Origin of the sequence: Caproicibacterium sp. BJN0003, from assembly GCF_026314295.1 — a bacterium.
In the GTDB taxonomy this organism is placed as follows: Bacteria; Bacillota; Clostridia; order Oscillospirales; family Acutalibacteraceae; genus Caproicibacterium.
In genome coordinates, this window is record NZ_CP111108.1 from 119,551 (window position 1) to 138,736 (window position 19,186).

The window sequence follows — 19,186 nt, forward strand, 5'->3', positions numbered from 1 at the left end:
ACGAGGAGAGTGCCTTTTTTATTTGCAGGAGGTAAGCGCTTCGATTACAGGGGTAAAATCAGAACGGTCTAAGTTGCCAAAAACAGTACCGTTTACGGCCACTGTTTCCTGTGAGTCGGAGACTTTATAAAAGGTATAAATAGTTTTGCTGCCGTCATATCCGGTTAGCGTGAAAGTCCATTCTGGCGTTCCGGAAATAGGAGATCCTTCGTCGGTAATTTTCAGATTCTGAAAACTGCTCCAGAAAGAAAGGTAATTGTCACTGCTCGAAAGTGTGGTTCCATTTAAAGAATAAGTGTACTTATAAGTGGAATTATCTTCCGTAGAACTGTTTTCATCAATTTCACGGGCTGCAGAAAAGTTATAGACGGAGCTGTTTCCTTCCGCTTTCAAAGAAGCGGTGTCTTCCTGCTTTTGAGAGATCGGATTTAGCTGCCGATAGGTCAAAGCAGAAGCAGTAATCCAAGAAGCTCCGCTAGCAGAAAGCTGATAAATAACCGGTCGGTCGTCCATCATCAGAGCATAGCGACTGTCGGCGAGATTCCCGATTTTAAAGGTGTGGCTTTCGCCGTTGATCGTAAAGGAAACGACGGAAGCAGGGGAATCAAGGCCATAGCTTTTTAGCTGATCTGTTGTGGGATTCATTACGGTAACGCTGACAGCGGAAGTGTCCCCTAGTTGATTCCCAAGAGCGGCGATCTTATCGTGGTCGCCCGGCTGTCCGTTTACTGTATAGCTATCTCCGGAGGAAGTAGGCAAAATTTCAATCGTGCCGTTTTTATTTTTAAGATTCAACTTTTGAACGGAGACGGAACTTGATGCAGAAGTAAGATTTGTAAGCTGCTTTGAGAGAAAAATCGATTTATCCCCAAGGATGGCATCTTCAATTCCGGCAATATAAATAGTATCGCTGCCTTCAAGCTGTACATATCGGCTGGATTCCGAAAGCGGTGGTTGACCGCCAATCAAAAGGGTGGCACTGGATCCGTCCTCATAAGTCATTTTCATGGTTGCCAGCGGATTTTCCAAACCAAATCCGGAAGTGCCCGAAGAGCCGGAAGATATATCGATCGCTTTAGAGGCGGAGAGCGCACAGCCATTTTGTGCTGCTGCTTTTACAGCAGTAGAATCAAGATCATAACCGGCGAGCTCTTTGATTGTAAAGACAGGATCGGTGCTGCCGCCGGATGATGCGGACTGTGCTGCTTCGGTTGCTGATTCGTCACGGACTAACGTATAACTGCCGTTGGAATTTTGCACCTCTATCTGTTTCAGGTTAGAAAGGCCTTGATTCAAAAGCGAAATTTCGGTGGTGGAAACAGAGGAAGAAGCAGAATTGCCTGAACGGTTTCCTGAAAAGTTCAGAGCAGCAATTACAGCGATCAAAGCCACCGCCAAAATTCCAAGGATCACAAATTTGTTTTTGGGGGAGGATTTCACTTATAGACGCCTCCTCTTGCGGTAAACCACAATTCCGGCAACGGCAAAGCACATTGGAATCAGGAAGGTAAAGACACCGACTCCCAAGAAATTAATTACACCGGTAGGAATCGAAATATCCATGGTGTTTGTTTGTACGGATTTTGTGGGGATCGTGCCGCTGTCATTGCTGCCGGTCATGTAGCGTGCAAGATCAGCGGTCCAGGTTGAATTATTAAAGGTACTGGAGTTAACAATCCCATCTACAAAGAAAGGCGAACTGCCAAGGGCTACTACGTTTGCGTGATAATCATTTCCGTTAGAAGAAACAGTGCTCTGTGCGAGAACGGCAATATCAAATGCCTGTTGGTTGTTTTTCTCCTCACCGGTTGCCTGCTGATCCATGCTCAACGCGTAACAGGTGGATGAAGTTTTCATGAGCGAATAGGTTTTAATTCCGTTTTGCTCGGAGAAAAGTAAATTAAAAGGAACGCTCGCAGGAGCAATCAAGAGGTTGTAGGAATGGTTGCTGTTAAGCGTTACACTGTTCTGCGCCTGTGCCAAAAGATAAGTCGGGTCTTGGCTCAAATATTTTTGTGAGTTGCTTTCAGCAACGTAATTGCGCTGCGGTTCAATCCCCCATTCTTTTAAGAGAGAAGTCAGGTTCGGCATGGCGGATTGATTGGGATAGAATGTTACCGCAAGACCACGGTCGACAGCACGGGAAGAATCTTTCAAATAAGACTGCAGTTTTTCGACTTCATCCGCTGTCAGATCGTTTGAAGGAGTTGCGAGAATAATTAATTGAGTATTGTCTGGGATTGCATCCGTCAAAAGATTGAAAGATTTTGTTTCAAAGTTGCTGCCAGAGAGAATTTTTCCCATTGCGGTAGTATCCAACTGTTCCTGGTGTCCTGTATCAATGGCAACAATGGGCAAAGTGTTTGCATTTACATTGTTGATTGCACTGGCTAGTGTAGAATCCACCAGAGAATAAATGGCGGTAGAACCGGTGTAATCAGAGCTGATATTGAATAAGTCGGTATAAGCGATATGGCGATATCGGCTCGAAGTTTTAATAATGATATCTCCGGCGGAAAGCTTTTCGCTGGAATATCCGGAAGCAAAGCTGGGGTCGGTGTCGAGATCCTTATATGAAATCTTGATATTGGGATTCATCTCTGCCATTTTGGCGCAGAGATTTGCAACTTGGCTGTATTTGATGCCATAGTTTGAGAGAATCTGATCCCCTTTTACTTGAGCTTCCGAAGCTAAAATATAAATATCAGTTTCCTGAGAAACATTTTTCACAACATCTTTTGTGGTGTCGCTTAGAGAATTAAGACCGCCTGTTGTCATATCTAAATTGAGGCTGGGATATTTTTGAACAAGGGTGCTGGCAAGAATATTCACCAATACCAAAACGATAAGAAGTCCAACGGTGAATACATTGGCCGCGGTTCCATGGCGAAATTTCGGAGAGCGCAGAGTCTCTTTTAAAGGCTTGTGAAAGGCTTTCTTTTGTGCCTTGACCGCTTCTTTTTTTGCTTTCTTAGCTGCCTTCTTTACTGCTTTTTCTTGAGGATCTTTTGTACTTTTCATCGAGTACACCTCCTTAGTTCCAGCGGCGGCCTTCGAGACGACGTGCCGTCAGGAAGAGAAAAGCCGCAGCGACCGACAGGAAAAAGACCAGCGAAGAAAGGTCAAAGACGCCGGAAGTAAATGTTTTATAACGGGTGTTAAAGGAAATCCAGTTAATAATCTGAGTAACGACTGAATTGCTGACGATCGAACCAATTTGATCGATCACCATCAAAAAGACTGCAACCCCCATCGAACTGATGGCGGCGACAATCTGATTTTCAGTCAGCGAAGAGAGAAACATACTGATAGCGATCATGGCGGCGCCATAAAAAAGGGTGCCGAGGATGTCGCCAAAAATAATTGCCCAGTTAGGCGATGAAAAAATACCAATTACGAAGGCGGGAATTAGAGACCCTACTAGAGAAACGGCAAACACCAATAATGCTGCCAAAAATTTTCCGAAAGCGATTGCATAGGTGCCGACCGGTGCTGTTAAAAGTGCCTGATCGGTTTTGTTCTTTCGCTCTTCACTGAAGCTTCGCATCGTAATGATCGGAATGACCAGCATGTTAAAAAGAAACATGGAACTGTATACACTGGAGATATAAGTAGAAGTCTGCAAAAGCAAAACATTGTAATAAAAAAATCCATAGAGCGCCAACAAAACGCCGATACAGACATAGGCAATCGGAGAATGAAAATAGGAATTCAGTTCCCTTTTAAAAATGGCTTTCATTCTTTATCGCTCCCTTCTTTAGAATCGGCAGAAGCATCCGCAGCGGCGGAAGATACAGATGGAGAATCATTTTTTGGCAGTAAATGTCCATCATCATATTCACCGCTTGTCAGGCGCAGAAAGACTTCTTCCAGACTCTGCTCATGAGAATGAAGCTCCAAAATAGGCCAATCCTGCTCTTTGCAGAGAGAAAAAATCTCCTTGCGAGCGTCGTCTTTTTCTTCGATTGAGAAAAGGCAAGTGCCGTTTTCCCGACGTTCGGAGCAGACCGCCACTTTTACGGAAGGCAGCTTTCGTAAAGCGGAAAGCGATTCGTCACGCGGCGCTTGTAGAATCAGCTGTAAATGAGGCTCTTCCATATTTTCAGAGAGTGATTCCGGATTTCCATCAGCTACAAGACGCCCGTGATTGATGACGAGAATTCGAGAACAGGTCGCTTCAATTTCCGGGAGAATATGGGAAGAAAGCAATACGGTATGTTCTTTTCCAAGCTCTTTAATAAAATTTCGGATCTCAATAATTTGCTTTGGATCAAGCCCGACAGTGGGTTCATCCAAAATTAAGAGCGGAGGATCACCGAGCAGTGCCTGTGCAAGTCCTACCCGCTGACGATATCCTTTGGAAAGGTTCGCAATCAGCCGGGAGGAGACATCCCAAATACCGGATTCTTTGCAGATCTTTTCAATATGTTCTTCTTTTGGCATCCGAATTTTTTTGAGGTCAAAGATAAAGCTGAGATATTCGCGCACGGTCATATCCATATAGAGCGGGGGCATTTCCGGAAGATATCCAATCAGCGATTTTGCTTGGTTGGGTTCGTCCAGAATATTATGACCGCCAATAAGAACCGTTCCGTCGGTTGCAGAAAGGTATCCGGTCAAAATATTCATGGTGGTGGATTTTCCTGCACCATTTGGACCTAAAAAGCCGACGACACCACTGCCTTCCACTGAAAAGGTGATATCGTCGAGGGCCGTAAAAAGGCCATATCGTTTGGAAAGGTGACTGACGTTAATCAATCTGGAATTCACTCCTTTTTGATGTGGGGAAGCTTTATAAAAGTTTCGGACACAGATTAGTTTCTATTATAAAAATACTATCTGAACATTATGTGAAGATTCCGTGATTCCTAAAGTTGGGTTTTGCTTGACGGAAACAGTGTCACCGTTTAAAATAGAGTGTATAAAAGTTCAAAAAACAGTAGGAGGGTTACAGTGTATGGCAATTATCAAACCATTTCGAGCACTTCGCTATACAGATAAGGCAGGGGAAATTGCGGAATTAACCTGTCCACCTTATGATATCATCAGTGAGGAGCAGCGAAAAGCCTATCTTGACGAAAATTCCAAAAATGTGATTCGTCTGGAACTGCCCAAAGGTGAAGATCCTTATGGAGAGGCCGGACGCACGCTTGATACATGGCTCAAAGACGGCATCCTCCGCGAGGATACTCAGCCCGGAATTTATATTTATGAGGAAGAATTTAAAGCTTACGGTGAAACAAAGAAAATTAAGGGCCTGATTTGTCGGGTTAAGCTGATTGAATTTGATAAAGGCGTCATTTTACCGCATGAAGAGACGCTCAGCAAGGCAAAAGAGGATCGCTTCCATTTGATGAAGGCGACATATTGTAACTTTAGCCAAATTTATTCCCTTTATATGGATGAACAGCACAAAACGAAATCCAGAATCGATGCACTTTCTAAGGATACACCGCGGTATGAATTTTCTGATGGAAACGTGACGCACCGGATGTGGATCGTCAATGATCCGGTGGCGATCGAGGCAATTTGCGACGATTTTTCTATGAGAAAACTCTATATTGCAGACGGTCATCACCGCTATGAAACAGCGCTTAATTTCCGTAACTGGTGCCGGGAGCAGGGTGTGATTTCACCGGAACCGGATTATTGCATGATGATGCTGGTGGATATGGAGAATGAAGGCCTAGTCGTTTTCCCGACCCATCGTTTAATCCATGACCTTCCGAATTTTGATGAGAAAAAGCTTCTAAAGGACTGTGAGCAGGAATTTCGAGTGACCTCTTACGAAAGGACCGACAAAATTCAGGCAACGTTGACTGAGTGCTATCAAAAGGGCGAAAAAGCGTTTGCTTGCTACTGCGGCGGCGAAAGCTGGAATCTGCTTGTCTTAAAGGATCCTGCCGTGATGAAAACTTATCTGCCGGAAAAATCTAAGGCAAGTCAGGAGCTTGATGTTGCTGTGCTCCATACGATGATTCTTGAAAAGTATCTTGGAATCGACAAGGAAAATATGGCAAAGCAGATTAATCTATCTTATACTCGTGATCTGGATGAAGCACTCGAAAGTGTGCGGCAGAAAAAGAGCCAGTGTGCATTTTTGATGAATCCTACCCGTGTAACGGAGATTCGTGACGTAGCGGCTGCCGGAGAAAAAATGCCCCAAAAATCCACTTATTTTTATCCGAAGCTGATTACCGGCCTTGCGATGAACAAGATGGATTTCTAATCATGAAAAAATAAAAAGTCTCTAAAGAGCGTGTGTCGATTTTGGCACATGCTTTTTTATTTTTTAGCCTTTGTCAGATGATTTTGAAGTCTCTTCCCAATAATCCGACATGGTAAATCCGGGGACTTCGGTGACCTCCCGCCCTAAAAATTCAGGCGGAATAAACGCATTTGCATCTTCTGTTGAAGAAAATTCTACTTCTGCATAGCAGAAAGAAGTTAGTTTCCCAGAATCGACTACGCTGTATTCTAGCTTTTTTCCATCGGGCAGCGCATAGACGGTGTAATCTTTTCTTACCATCTCACGGGAAAGAAGTCCACAGAGTTCGGTGAACTGCTGCTCTGTAAGATCAGTCTCCACTTCGGTACGGCATAAAGTGCCCTTTCCTTTAATGCAGAGCCGAAAGGTAGGAACGTTATTCGCAACTTGTTTTTTCCGAATGCGCACAGTCGGCTTTGTACAGAGATAGCCTTGGTAAACAACTGCTTGTTCCAAAATGGGAAGTCCCTGAGGTTTTTGTTCCATTAAAAATTTTCGCTCAATTTCCATTTTTTGTCTCATCCTCTTCCTTTTGATAAATCGATTATACACACCCCATCAAAAAGGTACAAGATTGTTTTAAAACTTCTAATTTTGAACAATTTTTAAATAAAAATGGAAAATAATATTAAGACAAAATTTTATGGTATAATTAAATAATACCATTTAATTTTTTTAAAAGGAGGAGAAAAAATGAAAAGAGTGCTGTCGGTACTGTTGACTGCCATTTTGGCTGTAGGAATTTGCGTACAATTTACTGGATGCGGCAATTCTTCCAGCAGCAAAGGAGAAATTAAATTTGCAGATGTTGGCTGGGACAGTGTCCGTTTTAACAATGCGGTCGCGGGTTTGATTGCGCAATCCGGGTATGGGTATACATGGTCGGAGACTTCCGGTTCTACACCGATTATGCATGAGGCACTCACAAAAGGTGAGATTGATGTGAACATGGAAGAGTGGACCGATAATATTCAAAGCTATGCGACTGATTTAAAAGCCGGTCTCTTTCAGGAGATGGGAACGAATTTTGATGATAATATTCAGGGGTTCTATGTGCCGCGCTATGTGATCGAAGGTGACGCCTCACGTGGGATCGAGCCTATGGCGCCGGATTTGAAAACGGTGCAGGACCTGAAAAAGTATGCGAGTCTTTTTAAAGACCCTGAAGACCCTTCTAAGGGCAGAATTTATGGGGCAATTCCCGGGTGGGAAGTAAATGAAATCATGAAGAAAAAGGTTTCATTTAATGGCCTTGATGCTATGTATAATTATTTTCAGCCCGGTTCGGATTCGGCACTTTCGGCAGCGTTTACTTCTGCTTATCAAAAAGGAGAGCCCATTGTCGGCTATTATTGGAGTCCCACATGGCTTTTGGGAAAGCTTGATATGGTGCTTTTGGGGGATGTTCCTTATACAGATGCTGCGAGCTATAAAGAGGGACGTACAGCTTGCCCATCCGTCGATGTAACGATTGCGACAAGCAATTTATTTGCAAACAATCCGAACAATGCAGACTACTGTTCTTTTTTAAAACGTTATCGTACTTCAAGTGCGCTGATTAACGAGGCACTTGCTTATATGCAGGACAACCCTGGTGTCAGCTATACGGATACTGCTAAATGGTTCTTAACGAAGCACCAGGATTTGGTTAATCAATGGGTACAAGATCCTGACAAAGCGGAAGCGGTAAAGGCTTCACTGGGGCTGACAGAAAAAAAGAAAAATTATTTTTTGCAGTTCCCATTTCAGCTTCCGATTGATGTTACCTCTTTTGATACTTCGGTTAAATCGTTTGCCTCGTCGGGCGCTGCTTTCTTTAATGCACAGAAGAACGGAATTAACAGTTTGATTTCTGCCATTTCTGGAATTCTTTCAATTATTCCATGGTGGCTGATGATGGCCTTGGTATTTGTTGCCGGCTGGAAAATGAACCATAAGATTCGTACCGGTGTTTTATATGCAGTCTTGCTCTCTGTGATTGGTATGATCGGATTATGGGATATGATGTATGAGACGCTTTCCATTGTAATTGCTTCTGTACTGATTTCACTTTTGCTGGGGTTGCCTATCGGAGTTTTAATTTCGGGCAGTGACCGTGCCAATCGAATTGTTCGGCCAATTCTGGATACGATGCAGACCATGCCTGTCTTCGTTTATTTGATTCCGGCAGTCCTGTTTTATGGATTGGGAAAAGCGCCGGCAGTTATTGCAACTTTGGTTTATGCGATTGTGCCGGTTATTAGACTCACTAGCCACGGAATTCGTCAGGTTGATCCTGAAGTGGTGGAGGCAGCAAAGTCATTTGGCTCTACCCGTATGCAGACTTTATGGAAAGTGCAGATCCCGCAGGCAATGCCAACCATTTTAACCGGTGTCAATCAGACGCTGATGATGGCGATGTCTATGGTGGTCACTTGTTCTATGATCGGGGCTTCCGGACTTGGAATGGAAGTTTTGATCAGTGTCAACCGGATTGAGATTGGACGTGGCTTGTTGGCAGGCAGTGCGGTTGTTATCGTTGCAATTTTGATGGATCGCATGACGCAGGGAATACTCAAGAAAGGGGAGAAAAAGACAGATGGCAAACAATGATTTAATAATTCAGGAGAACCAGATGGAAGAATCCCCTCAAAGTGAGGATATTATTCGGGTTAGTCATCTAACGAAACTTTATGGAGCGAATAAGCAGGAAGCTGCCAAGATGGCGGAAGCCGGCGCCGGAAAAAATGAAATTTTTGAAAAAACCGGTGTGACTATGGCTTTGTGGGATGTTAGCTTTTCAGTCAAGAAGAACAGCATCTTTGTAATTATTGGTCTGTCGGGTTCTGGAAAGTCTACACTTGTTAGGACGCTCAATATGCTGCATAAGCCCACTTCTGGAAAAGTGATTTTTGAAGATAGCAAAATTGGCGAGTTTGGGAAAAAGGATCTAATTAATTATCGTCGGGATAAAATTTCAATGGTATTTCAGAATTTTGGGCTGATGTCACACCGCGATGTAATGGGAAATGTCGCTTATGGACTGGAGGTAAAAGGCGTTTCTCGGGTGGAGCGGGAACGCAAAGCTGCCGAAATGATAGAGATGGTTGGATTAAAGGGGTTGGAACATTCCTCTATCAATGATCTTTCCGGCGGCATGAAACAACGCGTGGGAATTGCCCGAGCACTTGCAAATGATCCGGAAGTTCTTCTGATGGACGAACCATTTTCCGCTTTGGACCCATTAGTTCGAAAAGATATGCAGTTTGAACTTTTATCGATTCAGCGCAAGCTTAAAAAGACGGTTATTTTTATCACGCACGATATTGATGAAGCGTTTAAGCTTGGAGATCAAGTCGCCATTATGCGAGACGGGCGTCTGATTCAAATCGGAACACCGGAGGAAATGAGCGCTCATCCGGCAGATGACTATGTGCGTGAATTTATTGGCAGCGCCGATAAGACAAAGGTTCTTACGGTAAAGCATATCATGATGACTCCCTCTTGTGTTGTGCGGCTGAAGGACAGCCCGCAGTTTGCAATTCAGGAAATGAAAAGGAACGGGACTTCTACTGCGTATGTGGTTGATCATGAAATTAAATTGCAGGGGATCGTTAACATCGAGGGTGCAGTCAGAAGCAGCCGAGAGCGTCTTTCTCTTGCAGAGGTACAGCTTCATGATGTAGAGACGACAACACCGGATACTTTGATTAGCGATATTATGCCGGTAGCTGCTAAGGCAAAATATCCGCTTGCGGTTTTAGGCGAAGACGGAAGACTTTTGGGAATTGTAACAAAAGCTTCTGTGCTTTCTTCCATGTTGTAAAGAAGAGAAACAAATCCCCCAATCGTAGAAAAATAAAACTACGGTTGGGGGATTTGTGATGTTAAAAAGGAATATAAGGAAATTTAGCGAACCTTTATTTCTGCGAAAAATGTTCTTGTAGACGCGCAAAGGTTTCTTCACTGATATCATGTTCAATTCGGCAGGCATCGGCTGCGGCAACCTCTGGAGTTACGTCGATAGAGATCAAAAAATTTGTTAAAAAACGATGCCGCGCATAAATATTATCTGCAATTTTTTCACCGGAACTGGTCAGGGTAATCTGCCCGTCTTCTGCCATTGTCAAGTGACCTGCTTTTCGAAGAACTGAAACAGCTCTACAGACACTTGGCTTTGAAAAATTCATCTCTCGTGCAATATCGACAGAGTGAACATTTCCGGTACGTTCCTGAAGAATCAGGATGGTTTCCAGATAGTTTTCTCCGGATTCCTGAATTTTCATCTGTACTCCCACCTTTTTATAAAAAATTTTTATACTATTTTATCACACTTGAATGATTTTTACAAGTTCAACCAACTGAGGAAGATGACGTAGTAGTTTCTAAATTTTGAGCGGTTATAATGGAATGCGGAATACGCACATACTGACCATCTGTAACCGGATAAGACTGGGAAGGATCGCCGTCGGCTGAAAGGATACAAGCCATTCCGACAATGGTTTCGGCCTGCGCGTCGGCGTCATTTTTAATGGTTCCGTAAAGAGACCCATCCCGAATGGCATCCAAAGCCGGTTCAATTGCATCAATTCCTACCACCAAAGGTCCGCCGTTTGAATACAAAAGATTTTTCTTCTTGAGTGCCTCGATTGCGCCCAACGCCATATCGTCATTATTGGAGATAACGACTTCAATCTGATCGCCTAAGCCACTGTCCAACCATTGCTGCATCTTAGAAGAAGCCTGATTGCGCTGCCAGTTTGCAGAGGCATTCGCAAGCTTTTCCATAGGGACACCGCCGTCTGTGATTGATTTTACAGAATACTCGGTTCTCAACACGGAATCCTGATGAACAGGTTCCCCTTCCAACATCACATACTGCAACTTTCCATCCCCATTTTTGTCAATGGAGGGGTTCCTTTTAAGCGCATCCAAAACCATTTGCCCCTGTAGCATGCCGGACTGTTTGGCATCAGTGCCTACATAATAGGCTTTATTCCACATTTGCAGATCCTCTTGAACCGGTTCACGGTTAAAAAAGATAATCGGAATATTGGCACGCTGGGCTTTATCAATAATGACTGCCGAGACGGTGCGGTCTACTTCGTTTACACAGATCACATTGTAGGCTTGATTAATGAAGTTATCAACCTGATCATTTTGAATAGACTGATTGTCTTTTCCATCCGCAATGGTAAGAATGATTTTCTTTCCCAGAAGAGACTCCTGTTTTTTAGCATACTGTTCCATATTATCACAGAGTGAGGAAATAAAAGCGTCATCCATACGATAGGCAGCAATGCCGATTCGAATTGTTTCAATGGACTGAGATGATTTTTTGTTGTCTGAACAGCCGCAGATAGAGAGAAAAAGTCCGGTCACAATCAGTAAAGGAATGGTACGTTTCCAGAATCTCATAGTAGAAGCCTCCTTTTTCACGAGAATTAGTTGCAATTATTGGGAGAATGGAAAGAGCAGACGTTGATTTTCTTTCGTATAGAGATCCTCTCCGTTTACAATGGAATAATCAATGACGGTGTTCTGTAAAGATTGTTTATTTAGGATATTTACAGCTTTCTGTAGACCAAGATAGCCGATATTAAATTCATTTTGAACGCCCAGAGCAGAAATAACATGATCTTCCAGATAGGAGACTACCTGACGAGTAGAGCCGACGCCAAAAATTTGTACAGAGGTAACGCCGGAGGGGGATAACTCTTGTTCTGCTTTGGCCACAAGCTCGGATGTGTCGCTGTCAAACGCAGCGACTTTGCTCACCGATGGTCCGTGCAAAAGGGTAAGCAGTTGATTATAAGCTTCAGTAGAATCTTCCGGAAGAGGCCATTCTACGAATGAAACGTTTTCTTCCTGCAGCTTTGATTTAGCCCCCTGATAACGTTCAGCGCAACTGGTCCTGGAAAGATTGCGACTTACAAGCGCAATCGGCTTTTCAGCTTTTGCCGGATCATTTAGCATTCGCTCGGATAATGTTTCTCCTAAAGCGGTATTATCACAGCGAATATAAGGAATATCATCAGCGCCTGCAATCTCGGAATCAATTGTAACAACGGGAACTGAACGGGCAGCTTTTCGAATTGGTTCCTCCAGGTCTTCCGAATTAACGGGGGCGATCACAATGGCGTCTGCGCCGTTTTCCACTTCACGTTCCAGCATCTGAATTTGTTCTTGCACATCATCTTCTTTGGAAAGATAAACCGGGGTGAGTTCTACTTTATAATCAGATGCCGCCTGCGTAATTCCCTGCTCCATTTTAGACCAAGTCTCTCCTTTTTTTCCGCCCGCAAGAAAAGAAATTTTTCGGATCTCCGGTTGGGACTGAGAAAAAGTAATGCCTTGGGAAATAATTGCGAGAAAGATCAGAAAAAAGATAAGAATGACTGAAAAGATAATGAGACTGCGATGCTTTTTCAAACGGGATCGCCCCCTTCTCCGGTCACTTCGGCGATAGTTTTAATGGGAAGATGAATCCTTGCAAGTGTTCCTTCGTCCGGTTGGCTCAGAATTTTTAGGCCATATTCTTTTCCAAAATAAAGCTGAATGCGCTCGTTGACATTTCTTAAGCCAACACCGGAACCTTTTCCTGTCTTTGGCTTTTGAGCGCTGTCCAGAAGAAGAGACTGTGCTTGCTCTGGGGGCATACCGGGGCCATTATCCACGACATCGATAAAGAGATCTTTTTCTTTTCGGTAAGCACGGATATGAATTTCGCCATCGCCGTCCATAAATTCCATGCCATGATAAATTGCATTTTCCACAAGTGGCTGGACGATCAGTTTAATAGTTGCACAGGAAAGAACTTCGGGCTCTGCTTCCATCGTATAGATAAATTTATTTTTATAGCGTGTTTTCTGAATGGTCAGATAATTACGCACATGCTCCAGTTCATCCTTTACCGAAATCACGGTTTTTCCTTTGGAGAGGCTAATGCGGAACAGTTTAGCGAGTGCGGTGACCATTTCAATTGCGCCGTCATAGTGTTCATTTTCGATCATCCAGACAATGGAATCCAGGGTATTGTAAAGAAAATGCGGATTGATTTGGGCCTGCAGTGCATCCATTTCACTTTTACGTTTACTTTCCTGTTCGGCAACGATGTCATCCATCAGCTTTCGCATCTGTTCTGCCATCGAACGAAGTGCGGAACCTAAATGGCGTACTTCATAAGAACCTCCAATAGAAATCGGTGCAGAAAGATTTCCTTTTTCCAATTCTCGAACGGATTGTTCCAATTCTTTAATTGGGTTTGCAATTCTTGAGGATAAAAACAAGTTTGCAGAAGCCAAAAGAAAAATGGTAAAGAATGCAAAAAACCAGATATAAGTTTGCAGTTCTGTATAATTGGCAGTGATATCTTTTATTGGAACAACGCCGACGATTTTCCAACCGGTATATCCAACCGTTTTTACCGAGACCATGCGCTCTTCGTTTTCAAAAATTTCTGTATGATTTCCGTCACTGTAAGTTGCAGCGGCCAAGTTGTTTTCGTGAATTAGGTTGGAATAAATTAACTGCTGGCGGGGATGGTAGATGATTTCGCCGTCATTGCTGATTAAATAAATATAGCCTGATTCTCCTAAATCTGCATTTTTGCAGATCTGTTCAATTCCGCTGAAATTCATATCGACTAGAAGAACGCCGTGGTAAATAGAACCGCTGCGGGTCAATTCTACCGAGCGGCTAAGAGAGACGACCCATCGATAAGGATTATTCGAATCCACAAAAAGATTCTGTACATGCGGCACCGAAAAATGTACATTTTCAATTTTTTCCTTAGCGCTTTGAAACCAATCCTGATCTTTTACGTTAACGTTGCTCTTTAGCTGCTGCAGTGGTTCGGAGGATAAAACAGTACCGTCATCTGAAAAAAGAGAGACTGAAACCAGAAGATCGCTGTAAGTATTGTAGAAAAGCGTCATGTCCTTATTGACGGCGTCCATATCGGAAGCAGTATCCAAATTTGCGCTTTTGATGACGCGGTAGTACATGGAATCAGAAACACGCATAATGTTGTGCAGATAATTATCAAGATTTAGGTTGATTCCGCTTAAAACTCGCTGATTGTCTTCGGAAATCATTTTTTCATTGGTTTTTGTGAAGCGAGCAGAAAGAGTCAGTGTGACAACGATCATGCCTGCAATCGCAACCAGAGTAAAAGTGAGCGAGAGCGTAAACTGAAGGCTTCGCTTTTTTAAAAGATGTCCAAATTTATCGAGTAATTTGTGTAGACGCTGCTTCATGATTCAGCACTCCGATTATTCGAAGGATGTTCTTGATTGGAGCGATACTTAGAGGGCGAAACGCCAAACCGTTTTTTAAAAACATAGCTGAAATAGTTGGACTCTGTATAGCCCACTTTTTCCGCAATCATATAGGTCTTATCGTTGGTCGTATCGAGAAGATTGAGTGCATTTTGGAGTCGGACATCTGTTAGATAGGAAACAAAGCTCTGTTCTGTTTCGCGTTTAAAAACCGTTGAAAAATAAGCGGGACTCACATGCAGAAAAGAGCAAAGAGTTTCAACAGAAATGGATGGATTGCTGTAATGCTCCTGAATAAACTGTTGAGCGTTCTGTGCCAGAAGCTTCGAAGAATCTACACGTTCCCGCTTAATACAGGCGCTGAGTGTTAAACAGTGTTCCGTTAGCCAGCTTTTCATGGCCGCAGGTGTGTGCAGAGAAGAGAGCGCGTTCAGAAAATCCATATCTTTTCCAAAAATATCTTCTGGAGAGATGGCATAATCGTGTGTGATTTTCATGAGAGTCGTGATGACCTCCATGATGTAAATCTGATACTGCGTCATTGAGAGCGGCTGCTTTTCCAGTTTGGAAAATAAATAGTTGAGTACCTGACGAATTTCATTTTCACTGCCAAGTTTGATAGCACTGATCACAGTGCGCTCTTCTTCTTCGCCAAACTGCAGTTGCATTGAAGTGTTGGGCTCTACGTCCTTAATATAATTTGCGCGGCTGTATCCGTGAATACAACCATAGTCTAAAGCATTCTGGGCTTCCCGATAAGAAAAATGGAGATTAGAAAGGCTGTAGGGACTTCCGATTCCGGCAAAAATTCGCATGCCCAGGATAGATTCCCCTCTTTTGCAAATTTCATTTAATCGGCTGACGGCAACGCCGATGGAGCCAGGTTCAGAAAAATCAAAGAGCAGCGCTACATCTTCAGAATAAAGAAAAGATTGAAATTGGCAATAGGAACCCAAAATTTCCTCGGCGGTACGCAGCAACGAAATTGGGACCAGTTCTTCTTTTCCATGCAGTGCAGAAGGAATACTGTTTTCTGTTTGGTGAGAATTGAGATCAGCGTGAATCAGACCGACTGCCCAGCAGGAGCGGTCGGTAGAAAGCTGAAACAGCTTTGCTTGCGATTCAAGCCGTGACTTTGAAACGCGGCCTTCCAAAAGGCTTACAAAGAACTGCTCCTTAATGACCGGAAGGCTCTCTTCATAATGACGACGCAGTGTCTCTACATCTCGCCGACTTGCGGATTCATCGTCCAGACGAACTTTTAAACGCTGTAAAGCTTTTGTAAGATCGGCCGCATTTACCGGCTTTAAAAGATATTCCACTACGTTTAGTTGGATGGCTTTTTGTGCGTATTCAAAATCATCATAGCCGGAGAGAATAATAAATTTAACAGAGGGGAGCAAAGCTGCCGCTTTAGCAGCCATCTCTAATCCACTCATAAAAGGCATACGAATATCGGTTAAAATAACGTCTGGATGCAGCCGCTCTGCCATTTCCAATGCTTCCAGACCATTTTCAGCGGCGCCGGCGATCTCAAATCCAAGAGACTGCCACGCAATTTTCCGAATAATACCTTCCCGGATCTCTTCCTCATCATCCGCGAGGATAATACGATAGTATGACATTTTCAGTCTCCTAATAATGTATAAAAAATTCAGTCAGAAAAGTTTATTTTTCTCTATTTTATCATTAGTCTTCCTTTTCTGCAATTGTAGCTTTTCTTATAAATTTTATTTTAGAGTATAAAAAAGGCGAAGCCAAAGCTTCGCCTTCTAAGAGATTTTTGAAAAAGAGGAAAAGATTATCTTCTGCGGTATTTGCCCATATCAATTGCAACAGCAACGGCAATAATAATGCCTTTGATCACTTGCTGCCACATGGGGCTGACACCGATGAACTGAAGACCATATTGAATAACGGTAAAGATCAGAACGCCGGAGACAATGCCGCCGATCTTGCCAATGCCGCCGTTTAAGGATACACCGCCGACCACGCAGGCGGCGATTGCATCCAACTCGTAGCCGTTGCCGTAGTTATTGGTAGCGCCTGCTGTACGGGCAGCTTCCAGGACACCTGCAATGCCATAAAGGAATGCTGCCAAAATAAAGATCAGCATAATGGTTTTAAAAACATTTACGCCGGAAACGACAGCAGCTTCACGGTTGCCGCCGACTGCATAAACATTTTTGCCAAACACTGTTTTGTTCAAAACGAACCAAATGATTACGCAGGTGATGAGTGCAATCGGAATCAGTACTGAAATGCCTACAAAGGTGCTTCCACCAATATTTTGGAAGATCTTTTTCTGGCCAATTACAGTAAAGTCCGGACGAACACCACCGATTGGCTGAGAGTTATTCGGCGGCATATCGAAATAAAGGCTACATGCACCATAGATCATAACCTGAGTAGCTAGTGTTGCAATGAAGGGGTGCATATCAAATTTTGCAACAAGGAATCCGTTTAAAACACCGAACAGAACGCAGGCAGCTACCGCAGCCAAAATTGGCACAATAACCGGAAGTGCCGGTAGATTCGGGAAAAAGCGGTTTGCATAAGTTGCGGTCTGCAGCATGGAGGTGGAAAGCACAGCGGCTAAGCCAACCATACGGCCTGCAGAAAGGTCGGTACCTGCAATTAACAGCGTAAAGCAGATGCCTAGTGCGATGATCAGACGGGGGGAAGCCTGTGTCATAATATCAAGCAAAACCTGATATTTCATGAAACGAGGTTCCTTGATCATGATAAATACGACTAGCGCCAGAAGAGCAATCATAATCGCATTATTTGTTAGGAATGTTTTTGCGTTTGATTTGGTGAATTCAACAGGAACACTGTGCTGATCTTTTCGTAGCAGCTGAGAAATTCCATATGCGCTGGTAGCGATGCCAACCAGCAAAATGTACACCCAAAGATCGTAAACTTGATCCTTTGGTGCGGCAACTGCAACAATGATAGAAATTAGAATCATTGCAGCACCTATTGACGCAAAAATTGTTGCATATTTTTTGCGAGTGATTGTGTTTGTGGCTTTTGCGGTTGCTCCCATATTGGACCTCACTTCCTTTTCCATTTTGTGCAATGGGAAATCACAGAAATTTTACATGAACTTCGTTGCAAGTTCCATTACTTTTATCGAGTCGCATTCATTTGCATGCAGAATTCCTGTTACACGACCCTCGCACATAACCATGATCCGGTCAGACATTCCAAGTAACTCTGGCATTTCGGAGGAGATCATGATTACCGATTTTCCTTCTTTAATTAACTGTTGCATAATTGTGTAGATTTCATATTTTGCACCGACGTCGATTCCTCGAGTAGGCTCATCCAAAATTAAAATATCCGGATCGGTTAAAAGCCATCGAGCAATTAGAACTTTTTGCTGATTGCCGCCGGAGAGATTTTGCATCTGTTCCGCCATGCTTGGAGTCTTTGTACGCATAGAAGCATTGCTGTCCGTTGCAGCTTTTTTGCGCGCAAAATCATTAATTACGCCGTGATGAACCAATTTCCCTTCATTTTCTGTAGCGAGTACAGTATTGTCCAATACCGAAAGAGTGGGAAAAATTCCGGTAGAGCGACGTTCTTCTGTCAAAAGTGCAAAACCGTGCTTCATGGCATCTCGTGGACTTTTGATTTTGATTTCTTTGCCGTCTTTATAAATTGTCCCGGAAGCAATCTGACGCAGTCCAAAAATTGCCTCTACGGTCTCGGTACGCTGTGCGCCAACAAGGCCGCCGATCCCAAAAATTTCACCGCGATGAACTTCAAAGCTGACATGCTGAAAAGAACGCGGCAGAGGGGAGCAGATATCATCAACTTTAAAAACAACATCTGTACCCGGAGTGTACTCCTTAGGTGGAAAACGATTGGTCATATCACGACCGACCATTCGGCTGATAATCAGATCAGTGGTTAATTCGTTTGCCGGCCAAGTACCAACGCATTGACCGTCTCGCATGATGGTTACTTCGTCGGAAATCTTTAAAATCTCTTCCATTTTGTGCGAGATATAGATGATCGCGCGTCCTTCCGATTGAAGCTTTTTAATGATCTTAAACAAATGTGCCGTTTCGTTCTCCGTTAAGGAGGAGGTAGGTTCATCCATGATAATGATCTTTGAATTATAGCTGACTGCTTTTGCAATCTCAACCAACTGCAGCGTCGAAGCAGAAAGATTTCCTGCCAAGGTTTTGGGATTTACATCCAGATCGACTTCTTTAAAAAGTTCCTTGGTCTTTTCATACATGGCTTTATGATCAACCGCAGGTCCTCTCTTTGGGAAGCGTCCCAGCCAGATGTTTTCCATGACCGGCCGAAACCGGATCGGATGCAGTTCCTGGTGGATCATGGAAATCCCAAGATCCAGTGCCTGCTTGGAACTGTTGATCTTTTGGGGCTTTCCATCTAGAATGATCTCTCCGCTGTCTTCTGCATAGATGCCGAATAAGCATTTCATCAATGTGGATTTTCCGGCTCCATTTTCACCCATTAGTGCGTGTACACTGCCGGGACGAACTTTTAAACTGACGTTGTCCAACGCCTTTACTCCGGGGAACTCTTTGGTGATATTGTTCATTTCCAGTACATATTCACCCATCAGCGATCCTCCTTCTCTTATAAAATAACGGGGAACGGAAAGCGCCTGCTTTCGCGT

15 protein-coding genes are annotated in these 19,186 nt (G+C 43.5%); 3 read left to right on the top strand and 12 right to left on the bottom strand.

Annotated features, from left to right (window positions below; translation table 11 throughout):
- Nucleotides 1-18: 18 nt before the first annotated feature.
- Genes OP489_RS00610 through OP489_RS00625 form a run of 4 tightly spaced genes read right to left on the bottom strand, consistent with a single transcriptional unit; the run spans nucleotide 19 to nucleotide 4,758 of the window.
- Entirely contained in the window at nucleotides 19-1,440 is a 1,422-nt protein-coding gene (locus OP489_RS00610; protein ID WP_266162455.1) for a DUF4340 domain-containing protein, read from the bottom strand.
- Complete coding sequence (locus OP489_RS00615; protein ID WP_266162456.1) at nucleotides 1,441-3,021, bottom strand: Gldg family protein; 1,581 nt, start codon at nucleotides 3,019-3,021, stop codon at nucleotides 1,441-1,443.
- A gap of 13 nt (nucleotides 3,022-3,034) precedes the next feature.
- Nucleotides 3,035-3,739 (bottom strand): ABC transporter permease subunit, encoded by a 705-nt coding sequence (locus OP489_RS00620; RefSeq protein WP_266162457.1) that lies wholly within the window; start codon nucleotides 3,737-3,739, stop codon nucleotides 3,035-3,037.
- Nucleotides 3,736-4,758, bottom strand: a complete 1,023-nt coding sequence (locus OP489_RS00625) for an ATP-binding cassette domain-containing protein (RefSeq protein WP_266162458.1) — start codon at nucleotides 4,756-4,758, stop codon at nucleotides 3,736-3,738. Before OP489_RS00625 ends, OP489_RS00620 begins: the two co-directional genes overlap by 4 nt.
- A 199-nt stretch (nucleotides 4,759-4,957) precedes the next feature.
- Between OP489_RS00625 and OP489_RS00630 the strand changes: the two genes are divergently transcribed.
- Nucleotides 4,958-6,229 (top strand): DUF1015 domain-containing protein, encoded by a 1,272-nt coding sequence (locus OP489_RS00630; protein ID WP_266162459.1) that lies wholly within the window; start codon nucleotides 4,958-4,960, stop codon nucleotides 6,227-6,229.
- Nucleotides 6,230-6,292: 63 nt separating this feature from the next.
- Here the strand turns inward: OP489_RS00630 and OP489_RS00635 are convergent, their stop codons facing one another.
- Nucleotides 6,293-6,778: a hypothetical protein gene (locus OP489_RS00635; protein ID WP_266162460.1), complete on the bottom strand. Its 486-nt coding sequence runs from the start codon at nucleotides 6,776-6,778 to the stop codon at nucleotides 6,293-6,295.
- A 183-nt stretch (nucleotides 6,779-6,961) separates the two neighbouring features.
- Between OP489_RS00635 and OP489_RS00640 the strand changes: the two genes are divergently transcribed.
- Nucleotides 6,962-8,860, top strand: coding sequence for a glycine betaine ABC transporter substrate-binding protein (locus tag OP489_RS00640; protein WP_266162461.1), 1,899 nt, complete (start codon nucleotides 6,962-6,964; stop codon nucleotides 8,858-8,860).
- Nucleotides 8,847-10,073: a quaternary amine ABC transporter ATP-binding protein gene (locus tag OP489_RS00645; protein ID WP_266162462.1), complete on the top strand. Its 1,227-nt coding sequence runs from the start codon at nucleotides 8,847-8,849 to the stop codon at nucleotides 10,071-10,073. Before OP489_RS00640 ends, OP489_RS00645 begins: the two co-directional genes overlap by 14 nt.
- Before the next feature lie 94 nt (nucleotides 10,074-10,167).
- Here the strand turns inward: OP489_RS00645 and OP489_RS00650 are convergent, their stop codons facing one another.
- The 7 genes from OP489_RS00650 to OP489_RS00680 all read right to left on the bottom strand — a co-directional run bounded on the left by OP489_RS00650 (nucleotide 10,168) and on the right by OP489_RS00680 (nucleotide 19,129).
- Nucleotides 10,168-10,533: a metal-dependent transcriptional regulator gene (locus OP489_RS00650; protein WP_266162463.1), complete on the bottom strand. Its 366-nt coding sequence runs from the start codon at nucleotides 10,531-10,533 to the stop codon at nucleotides 10,168-10,170.
- 67 nt (nucleotides 10,534-10,600) lie between these two features.
- Nucleotides 10,601-11,665: a galactose ABC transporter substrate-binding protein gene (locus tag OP489_RS00655; protein ID WP_266162464.1), complete on the bottom strand. Its 1,065-nt coding sequence runs from the start codon at nucleotides 11,663-11,665 to the stop codon at nucleotides 10,601-10,603.
- Between the two features lie 36 nt (nucleotides 11,666-11,701).
- The gene (locus OP489_RS00660) at nucleotides 11,702-12,679 is read right to left on the bottom strand and encodes a substrate-binding domain-containing protein (protein WP_266162465.1); all 978 of its coding nucleotides are present in this window, start codon (nucleotides 12,677-12,679) and stop codon (nucleotides 11,702-11,704) included.
- Nucleotides 12,676-14,505 carry a cache domain-containing sensor histidine kinase gene (locus OP489_RS00665; protein ID WP_266162466.1) on the bottom strand — a complete coding sequence of 610 codons (1,830 nt, stop codon included), beginning with the start codon at nucleotides 14,503-14,505 and terminating at the stop codon, nucleotides 12,676-12,678. Before OP489_RS00665 ends, OP489_RS00660 begins: the two co-directional genes overlap by 4 nt.
- Complete coding sequence (locus tag OP489_RS00670; protein ID WP_266162467.1) at nucleotides 14,502-16,151, bottom strand: response regulator transcription factor; 1,650 nt, start codon at nucleotides 16,149-16,151, stop codon at nucleotides 14,502-14,504. Before OP489_RS00670 ends, OP489_RS00665 begins: the two co-directional genes overlap by 4 nt.
- 176 nt (nucleotides 16,152-16,327) lie before the next feature.
- Complete coding sequence (mglC, locus tag OP489_RS00675) at nucleotides 16,328-17,575, bottom strand: galactose/methyl galactoside ABC transporter permease MglC (protein WP_266162468.1); 1,248 nt, start codon at nucleotides 17,573-17,575, stop codon at nucleotides 16,328-16,330.
- Nucleotides 17,576-17,626: 51 nt separating this feature from the next.
- Complete coding sequence (locus OP489_RS00680) at nucleotides 17,627-19,129, bottom strand: sugar ABC transporter ATP-binding protein (protein WP_266162469.1); 1,503 nt, start codon at nucleotides 19,127-19,129, stop codon at nucleotides 17,627-17,629.
- Between the last annotated feature and the right edge of the window lie 57 nt (nucleotides 19,130-19,186).